This is a genomic window from Candidatus Chryseopegocella kryptomonas (assembly GCF_001536065.1).
GTDB classification, from domain to species: Bacteria; Bacteroidota; Ignavibacteria; order Kryptoniales; family Kryptoniaceae; genus Kryptonium; species Kryptonium kryptomonas.
Genome location: NZ_CZVW01000039.1, coordinates 1 through 7,031, shown reverse-complemented (window position 1 = coordinate 7,031; position 7,031 = coordinate 1). Strand labels below are relative to the sequence as shown.

Here is a 7,031-nt window from a genome sequence, read left to right as displayed (position 1 = left end):
AGTTAACAGATACAAGCAATTAAAAGGTGAGGAAGCGAAAAGGAAATTTCTTGCTGAATTTTGGAGGAAAAGAGACCCTGACAAAAGCACACCGATAAATGAGTTAAAAATTGAGTATTTTAAAAGAGTTGAATATGCAAATCAACATTTTAGCGTCGGTAATAAAGAAGGTTGGAGAACGGATCGCGGAAGGGTTTATATTATGTATGGACCGCCTGATGAATACGAAAGACATCCAAATGAGGTTGATAGTAAGCCCTATGAAATCTGGTATTATCACAACATTGAAGGCGGGGTTGAATTTGTGTTCGTTGATAAATCTGGATTTTCTGATTACATCCTTGTGCATTCAACAAAGCGAAATGAGATAAGAGACGACAATTGGCGGTTGCATATTGCACCGAATTAAACTAAAAAAGGGCACCCTTTCGGGTGCCCTTTTATTTTTCAATGCTCCATCTCCTTATGCTTATCCTTCGGCTTTTTATCATTGGCTGTGAAACCGACCTTTACAATTGCATCTTCAAGATCGCTCACCTTAACCTTTGCAGGATCATAAACAACTTTAACCACGCCAAATTGTTTCTTGTAATCCTTCTTTTCAAATTCAACGCTTTTCACACCATCAACTTTTTTGAGCGAATTTTCAACCGATTTCACACATCCACCGCATTCAATTCCTTTGACATTTATCTTAACGACACTTCCTTCAACTTTTTCGGTTTTTGTAGTTTCCTTCTTTTGCTGTTTTAGATCGGGTTCAAATCCAGCTTCGCTTACTGCTTCAACAAGTTTATCAACATTGACCTTGTTCGGGTTATAACTTACTCTCACAACGCCATAACTATTTTTAAAATTCGTCTCTTCAAATTCAACTGAATTAACACCATTGACATTTACCAATGCTTCTTTCACTTCACCAACGCAGTGATCGCAAGTGACGCCCTTGACCTTGAACTTAACAGTTTCTGACTTCTCCTGTGAAATTGCAAATGGAGAAATTAAAAAAATTATAGCCAGCACCGAAATTAATTTCTTCATGATTTTGCTCCGTTATTTTGTTTTTAAAATGCTCAAAATCAAAAACAAGCCCATCAAAAATTAAGTTTCAAAAGTTATAAATCTCGTTTCTTTTAGGAAAAACCTCAATATGATTCACAAGCAATGTCTTTCTCAATTTTTCAAGCGCATTTCTATAGGCTGAAAAACTGTAAAACTTAACTCTCTCCTGAAGGAAATCAAATTGTGATGGTTCAAGTGATTCATCAAGCATGTCAAGAAATTTTTTCGGCTTCAAACCTGTGCCGGAAAGAATTTTGCTTTTTCGTATCAAGCTCAAAATATAAAAGTTTTTCTTTGTGTGAGTGTGATAGCGTCGGATTGTGTTAATTGCGTTTATTTCACTTCCGGAGAGAGCAACTGCAAGGGAAAATGAAATTGTGGTTTCCTTGCGATATGTCCTGTCAAGATAATCACCCGTGATAAGGTTGATCATTATCTCTGTCCATCCTTCATAAAATAAAGCCCAGCTTCCTGTTCCACCTGTCAGATATTGTATGTGGTGGATCATCTCGTGAAGAATTATGTCAATCGGAATTGGAATATATTCGGGGATCAAATGTTCTTCACCATCAATTAAGGTGTAATCTCTTATTACGATTGATTTGTCAGCATTGTTGTAAAAAGAGCTTGCCTCGGAGTTGATTTCTTTTACATCAGTTGCAGTTTTGAGCCAGTGTTTTTTGTCTGGATGCCCAAATTGATACAGGCTTGCATATTCAAGAGCAGATTTTGCAAGAACTATTTTCGGGATTGGAACTTCAAAGTTAACATTTAAATGATACTTCAAAAGATTGATCAAATTTTTCAAAGTTTTTTGTGGATACGGTTTCATTTTCCCCCTGTTAAAAAATTTATTTGCTCATTTCAAACATTCTTTCAAGCGGAATCAATGCTTTCTCAATTATATCTTCTGGCAAAGTCACCTCTGGTTGTTGATTTTTCATACAAAGGTAAAGCTTTTCAAGCGTGTTCTTTTTCATATACGGGCATTCATTGCACGCACAACCTGAATCAGATGGAGCGGAGATGAAAACTTTATCAGGGCATGATTTTTTCATTTGATGAATTATCCCCGGCTCTGTTGCGACGATGAAAATTTTGTCTGAGCTTGATTGGACATATTTCAAAAGTGCGCTTGTTGAACCAATGAAATCAGCTTTTTCAAGCACTGGGTCCTCACATTCGGGGTGGGCTATTATCCTTGCTTCGGGATATTGCATTTTTAACTCAAGAATTTTTCTCTCGCTGAATGTTTCGTGTACAATGCAAGTCCCCTGCCAAAGTTCCATTTTCCTTCCTGTCTTCTTCATCAAATATCGCCCAAGATTTCTATCCGGGGCAAACAATATAGGTTTATCTTCCGGGATTTGTCTTATAATTTTTTCCGCGTTGCTTGATGTAACGATTATATCGCTCAATGCTTTAACCTCAGCTGATGAATTTATGTAAGTTACCGCTATATGGTCGGGGTGAGCTTCTCTCCATGCTTTAAAAAGTGGGGCAGGGCAATTGTCCGCAAGCGAGCATCCCGCCTCTGGGTCTGGGATCAAAACTTTTTTGTCCGGATTTAAAATTTTTGCCGTCTCAGCCATAAAATAAACCCCTGCAAAAACTATTACATCAGCATTTGTCTCTTTTGCCCGTCTTGAAAGCTCCAAACTATCCCCCACAAAATCAGCCAAATCCTGTATCTCTGACTCCTGATAATAATGCGCCAGAATAACTGCGTTGAGTTCCTTTTTAAGCTTAAGGATTTCTTCCTCAATATCAATCGGTATTTCTATCTCCTGTGCCATTTTTCCCACATCTAATTTGATTTGTTTTGCGTGAATTTAAATCAAAAAAAATCAATTTGCAAATTTCAATTCCCGAAATTATCTTTGATAAAAGCGGGATGTTCCACTATATTGAACGATGTAATTAAAAACAAAATTTCGTTGAAGTGATGTTTGCTGTTACATCTTTATGGACAAAGTTTCTTTTGTCTTTTGTTCCTCTTTTCGTTGCAATTGATGTCCTTGGAATACTTCCGATATTTATATCGCTTACAGAAGGATTGACAGATAAACAAAGAAAGAAACTTGCTGTTGAATCAACACTTGCTGCACTTGTCGTTGCGGTAATCTTCGCTCTTGCTGGAAGACCGATCTTTACATTTCTTGGAATAACTATAACTGATTTCAGAATTGGTGGTGGAATTATACTTCTTGTCCTTGCGGTTACAGACCTTCTTTTTTCAACCGAAGAAAGAAAAAGAAAAGAAACATCAATCGGAGTTGTTCCGATTGGAATTCCGCTAATAATTGGTCCTGCTGCTTTGACAACGATACTTCTTCTTGTTGACACATATGGGATTTTATTGACTATGTTTTCAATTTTTATTAATTTGATACTGGTTTTGATTGTTTTTGCAAATTCTGGCTTTGTGATAAAAATTCTTGGAAACGCTGGTTCAAAAGCATTTGCAAAAGTTGCATCTTTGTTTCTTGCTGCGATCGCTGTTATGATGATAAGAGTTGGACTTGTTGAAGCATTAAAGCAGTAATTTTTAAAATAAATTTTCATCTTCAATGCTTAACAGAGATTATATCCTCGGAATTATAGAGAAAAAACTTGACAGTGGCGACATAACGGGGGCGATAAAATTTATAGAATCGCTCATTAAAGATAATCCAAATGATCTTGATGCGTTGAATCTACTTGCCATTGCTCATCGTTTGAATGGTGATTTTGACACTGCGATGAAAATTCTTAAAAAATCTTTGAAAATAGACCCGTATTATCCTGAGACACATTATCACCTTGGACTGCTTTATTATGAACAGGGTGATTATCTCAAAGCGATTGAAGAATTTTACAAAGCGATTGAGAATTATCTTCCACGGGAGAAAAGTTGGAAATCCGATGCTTACACTGCGCTTGGTGAGGCGTTTTATAAGCTTGGAATGGTTGACGATGCCATAAAATCATGGAGAAAAGCAATTGAAATTTACCCGAAGAATAAGCGAGCGAAATACTATCTTAACAGAATTGAAGGCAAAAAAATTAAAAGAGCGAAAAGTCCGATCCTTGTGTTTGATTTCCTTCGTTTCAGCGATATGAAGATAGGCGAATATCTCAAACAAAAGGGGAAAGATAAATTTGATTCTGAAAAAGAGTATAAACGTGTTCTCGGTAAAATAATTAACGCTTGGAACAATAAGGTTGCAAAAAGCACAGACAAATTAAAACGAATGACCGATAAAGAGAAAATCAACTTTTTCAGGTCAATAAAAATAAAATTTTAATTTCTGAAATGGATCTTGGCTTAAATGGTAAAGTTGCAATTGTTTCAGCTTCAAGTAAAGGACTTGGCAAAGCGTGTGCATTAGGACTTGCTCGTGAGGGAGCCAAAGTTGTAATATGTGCACGAAATAAAGATGAACTTGAAAAAGCAAAAACTGAAATAGAAAACGAAACAAATAACGATGTCCTTTCTATTCAAGCAGATGTGACAAATTATGATGATGTGAAAAAGCTTGTAAAATCAACAGTTGAAAAATTTGGCACAGTTCATATCCTCGTGACAAATGCAGGAGGACCACCGGCTGGATATTTTGAAAATTTTTCCGATGATGACTGGGAAAATGCATTCAGATTAAATTTTATGAGCACAGTGAGATTGATAAGAGAAGTTTTACCTTATATGAAATCGCAGAACTGGGGAAGGATAATTAACATAACTTCTGTAACTGTTAAGCAACCGATAGATAATCTTATACTTTCAAATGCGATACGAATGTCTGTCATTGGTCTTGCGAAGACGCTTTCGCTTCAACTTGCGAAATACAACATTTTGATAAACAATGTCGCCCCAGGTTATACCCTCACAGATAGAGTTAAGTTTGTAATTGAACAGCGGGCAAAGGATACAGGGAAAACATTTGATGAAGTTAAATCCGAACTTGCAAAAGATATTCCGCTTGGAAGGTTGGCTGAGCCTGAGGAACTTGCAAATGTGGTGGTTTTCCTTGCATCTGAGAGGGCAAGTTATATAACTGGTGCAACCATCCCTGTTGATGGTGGCTGGATAAAGGGTGTCTATTGATGAAAACAAAAAAATTTTGCTTGATGAGAAAATTTATTTTCCTTACCTTTTTTCTTATTCAAAATCTTTATGCTCAAATTATTAAAAACCCACCTTATGAAAAATATGTTGACTCCACAAGAATAACATTTTACTGGAAAACTTTATCTTCTTCCGACACAAGAGTTAAAATTGGTAAAACACCAAATTTTGAATTTGGTGAATTTATTGACACAGTTAAAACTACAACACACGAAATTACGATTTCCAACCTTGAACCAGCAACAATTTATTATGTCCAAATTGCTTCATACGGGATTCGCAATGATTCTGTAAATTTCATTTCTTCAACATCTTCTGATTCAAGATCAACAGGAAAAGTGAATGTTTATTTCAACAAGAGTATTGACACGACGATTGGTATCTGGACAAAAGCCCAGGGAAATGTGAATTTGAAGGATAAATTCATTCAACGGATAAATCAAGCAAAATATTCAATTGATGTTTGCTTTTACAATCTGAGCACCGATCCATCTGGCAGAGTTGGGCGGGAGATTTCAAATGCCCTGATAAATGCAAAGTCAAGGGGTGTTAAAATAAGGTTTATAATTGACAGCACAAAGATTGACAATGCACCCGTCAGAGACCTTATAAATGCAGGTATACCTGTCCTTGCAAGTCGTTATGGTGGTGGAATTATGCATAATAAATTTGCCATTTTTGATTACAGAGACAGTTCAAGCTGGGCTGATGACTGGGTCTGGACTGGTTCGTGGAATGCGACGGTTCAGGGGACATACGATGATTTTCAAAATGTCATTGAAATTCAAGACAGGGCGATCGCTGGCGCTTTTACGCTTGAATTTGAAGAAATGTGGGGAAGTTCAGCAGATTATTTTGACACTTTGAGATCAAAATTTGGAATAAACAAATCTGATAACACACCGCATGTTTTTAACTTGAAAGGAAAAAAAGTTGAAGTTTATTTTAGCCCGTCCGATAGAATCGCATCAAAAATATCAAACGCAATTAGACAAGCAAATCATTCAATTTTTTACGCAATTTTAACATTCACGAATTCAACACTTGCAAACGAAATAAAATCAAGATATGACGCAGGCATAAGAAACATAAAAGGAATTCTTGACAACAACACCGATACAGGAAGCCAATATAATTTTCTTTCTTCTTTTTCAGAAGTTTTGATTGACACAGATAGAAGCGCACAACTTCATCATAAGTATTGTCTAATTGATCCAACGCATATTTATTCAGAGCCAATTTTGATAACTGGCTCATACAACTGGTCAAATAGTGCAGAATCTTCAAACGATGAAAATGTTATCATAATTTGGGATACACTTCTTGTCAATCTTTATCTTCAAGAGTTTGTTGCAAGATACAAGCAAAACGGAGGAAGAGATGTTATAACTTTTGTTCAAGAGATTGATGATGTTGTGAAAGATTTTGAACTTTTTCAAAATTACCCAAATCCATTTAACGCAGAGACGAACATAGTTTATAGTATTCCAGAGGATGGTTTTGTGAGTTTGAAAATTTATGATGTGCTCGGGAGAGAGGTTGCTAATTTTGTTAATTCATATCAGCAAGCGGGGAAGTATCGGTTGAATTTGAAATTTGATAGTGTTAATTTTAGTTCAGGAGTTTATTTTTATCGGCTTGATTTTTCTGGTTCTGGACGAAAAATTTCGCAGGCAAGAAAAATGGTAATTATAAAGTAGATTCAAAGTTTGATGGAGAAAAATTTGCCATATGAGGAAATAAGAAGGCGATTTCTTGAATCGGAGGATTTCAACGAGATTTTTGATGCTGTTGAAGAAGCGATAAAGCAGAAGATTGAAGATATAGAACTTTACAGGTTGCTTTTCTGGAACAACTCTCT

8 protein-coding genes are annotated in these 7,031 nt (G+C 36.0%); 5 read left to right on the top strand and 3 right to left on the bottom strand.

All coding sequences use genetic code 11. The annotated features are described in order from the left end of the window. A partial coding sequence (locus tag AWW83_RS09670; protein WP_143713968.1) for a GWxTD domain-containing protein occupies window positions 1–409 on the top strand: 409 nt, incomplete at its 5' end. A gap of 38 nt (window positions 410–447) precedes the next feature. Here AWW83_RS09670 and AWW83_RS09665 read toward each other — a convergent pair. The 3 genes from AWW83_RS09665 to nadA form a co-directional block, all read right to left on the bottom strand. Next, entirely contained in the window at window positions 448–1,041 is a 594-nt protein-coding gene (locus tag AWW83_RS09665; protein WP_092351162.1) for a heavy-metal-associated domain-containing protein, read from the bottom strand. A gap of 67 nt (window positions 1,042–1,108) precedes the next feature. Next, window positions 1,109–1,894 (bottom strand): hypothetical protein, encoded by a 786-nt coding sequence (locus AWW83_RS09660; protein ID WP_092351161.1) that lies wholly within the window; start codon window positions 1,892–1,894, stop codon window positions 1,109–1,111. Between the two features lie 19 nt (window positions 1,895–1,913). Further along, a complete protein-coding gene (gene nadA, locus AWW83_RS09655) occupies window positions 1,914–2,858 on the bottom strand; it encodes a quinolinate synthase NadA (RefSeq protein WP_092351160.1) in 945 nt (314 codons plus the stop codon). A 149-nt stretch (window positions 2,859–3,007) separates the two neighbouring features. On the opposite strand from nadA, the gene AWW83_RS09650 reads away from it, so the two are divergent. Genes AWW83_RS09650 through AWW83_RS09635 form a run of 4 tightly spaced genes read left to right on the top strand, consistent with a single transcriptional unit; the run spans window position 3,008 to window position 6,870 of the window. After that, entirely contained in the window at window positions 3,008–3,607 is a 600-nt protein-coding gene (locus AWW83_RS09650; protein ID WP_092351159.1) for a MarC family protein, read from the top strand. Window positions 3,608–3,632: 25 nt separating this feature from the next. After that, on the top strand, window positions 3,633–4,349 hold the full coding sequence (locus tag AWW83_RS09645) for a tetratricopeptide repeat protein (protein ID WP_092351158.1): 717 nt from the start codon (window positions 3,633–3,635) through the stop codon (window positions 4,347–4,349). Between the two features lie 8 nt (window positions 4,350–4,357). Next, on the top strand, window positions 4,358–5,149 hold the full coding sequence (locus tag AWW83_RS09640) for an SDR family oxidoreductase (protein ID WP_092351157.1): 792 nt from the start codon (window positions 4,358–4,360) through the stop codon (window positions 5,147–5,149). 23 nt (window positions 5,150–5,172) lie between these two features. Beyond that, on the top strand, window positions 5,173–6,870 hold the full coding sequence (locus AWW83_RS09635; protein ID WP_159421173.1) for a phospholipase D-like domain-containing protein: 1,698 nt from the start codon (window positions 5,173–5,175) through the stop codon (window positions 6,868–6,870). The last annotated feature ends 161 nt before the right edge of the window (window positions 6,871–7,031 follow it).

Bases quoted from the DNA above. Each gene is read 5' to 3' on its own strand.
- AWW83_RS09635 (WP_159421173.1), top strand. From the start codon at position 5,173: ATGAGAAAATTTATTTTCCTTACCTTTTTTCTTATTCAAAATCTTTAT.
- AWW83_RS09650 (WP_092351159.1), top strand. From the start codon at position 3,008: ATGTTTGCTGTTACATCTTTATGGACAAAGTTTCTTTTGTCTTTTGTT.
- AWW83_RS09665 (WP_092351162.1), bottom strand. From the start codon at position 1,041: ATGAAGAAATTAATTTCGGTGCTGGCTATAATTTTTTTAATTTCTCCA.
- nadA (WP_092351160.1), bottom strand. From the start codon at position 2,858: ATGGCACAGGAGATAGAAATACCGATTGATATTGAGGAAGAAATCCTT.
- AWW83_RS09640 (WP_092351157.1), top strand. From the start codon at position 4,358: ATGGATCTTGGCTTAAATGGTAAAGTTGCAATTGTTTCAGCTTCAAGT.
- AWW83_RS09645 (WP_092351158.1), top strand. From the start codon at position 3,633: ATGCTTAACAGAGATTATATCCTCGGAATTATAGAGAAAAAACTTGAC.
- AWW83_RS09660 (WP_092351161.1), bottom strand. From the start codon at position 1,894: ATGAAACCGTATCCACAAAAAACTTTGAAAAATTTGATCAATCTTTTG.